Annotated in this window: 1 protein-coding gene; it reads left to right on the top strand. The window is 73.3% G+C overall.

The features are described from left to right. The first annotated feature begins 135 nt into the window (after nucleotides 1-135). The gene (locus tag HGA02_RS19635; RefSeq protein WP_168681081.1) at nucleotides 136-1,149 is read left to right on the top strand and encodes a phosphodiester glycosidase family protein; all 1,014 of its coding nucleotides are present in this window, start codon (nucleotides 136-138) and stop codon (nucleotides 1,147-1,149) included. Nucleotides 1,150-1,257: the final 108 nt, after the last annotated feature.

Here is a 1,257-nt window from a genome sequence, read left to right as displayed (position 1 = left end):
CCCGGATCCGGACCCGCTCGACGAGGCCGCGTCGCGTCCCTGAACCGCGCACCGCGCACGCGCGGCGGGCCGGCGCACAGCCCGGCCACAGCGGTGCCACACCGCGGGCACGGACCCGCTCCGTAGACACGGGGCATGACACCCGCAGCCCCCTCGTCCTCGCGCCGCCGGTCCAGGCCCGTCCGGCGCGCCGTCCTCGCCTCCGGCGTCGCCGTCGTGCTCGTGCTCGGCGGGACGACCGCCTGGGCCCTCGACCGGTACGTCGTCGAGCACGTCGCGATCGGGGACGTCGACGCCTACGAGGCCGCGCAGGCCGCGGACGGCACGACCTCCGGCACGACGGCCGACGCGTCGTCGGGGGTCCTGACGGACACCACCTACACGTCCGACGACGCCGACATCACCGTCTCCACGGTCACGACCGGCTCGGGCGACGACACCGTGACCTACTACGTGGCCGACGTCGTGCTGTCCGACGCGACGGTCCTGCGCTCGGCGTTCGCGCAGAACCAGTTCGGCACCAACATCACGGAGACGACGTCCGACATCGCCGCCGACAACGACGCCGTCCTCGCGATCAACGGCGACTACTACGGCTTCCGCGACACGGGCATCGTGATCCGCAACGGTGTCGTCTACCGGGACGAGGGGGCCCGCGAGGGGCTGGCGTTCTACCGGGACGGGCACGTCGAGGTCTACGACGAGACCACGACGACGGCCGACGCGCTCGTCGCGGCGGGCGTGTGGAACACCCTGTCCTTCGGGCCCGCGATCCTCGAGGACGGTCAGGTCGTCGACGGGATCGAGGACGTCGAGGTCGACACGAACGTCGGCAACCACTCGATCCAGGGCGACCAGCCGCGCACCGCGGTCGGCGTCGTGGACGACGACCACCTCGTCTTCGTGGTCGTCGACGGGCGGAGCCCCGGCTACTCCGCGGGCGTCACGCTGACCGGGCTCGCGCAGATCATGCAGGACCTCGGCGCGACGACCGCGTACAACCTGGACGGCGGCGGCTCGTCGACGATGGTGTTCGGCGGCGAGCTCGTGAACGACCCGCTCGGCAAGGGCCGCGAGCGCGGGACGTCCGACGTCCTGTACGTCGGCGGCCTGGCCGCGGCGACGACCGCGACCGGAACGGACGGCTGAGCCGTGGTCGTCCTGGTCCCGGCCTACGAGCCGGACGCCCGCCTGGTGACGCTCGTGCAGGCGCTGCGCCGCGCGCGCCCGGACCTGCCCGTCGTGGTCGTCGACGAC

Origin of the sequence: Cellulomonas septica, from assembly GCF_012396155.1 — a bacterium.
Classification (GTDB): Bacteria; Actinomycetota; Actinomycetes; order Actinomycetales; family Cellulomonadaceae; genus Cellulomonas; species Cellulomonas septica.
The sequence above is the reverse complement of the archived record's forward strand: the minus strand, read 5'-3'. Positions and strand labels throughout refer to the sequence as shown.

What these genes read in the sequence shown, in the direction of transcription:
- HGA02_RS19635 (WP_168681081.1), top strand. Translation starts at nt 136, where the DNA reads ATGACACCCGCAGCCCCCTCGTCCTCGCGCCGCCGGTCCAGGCCCGTC.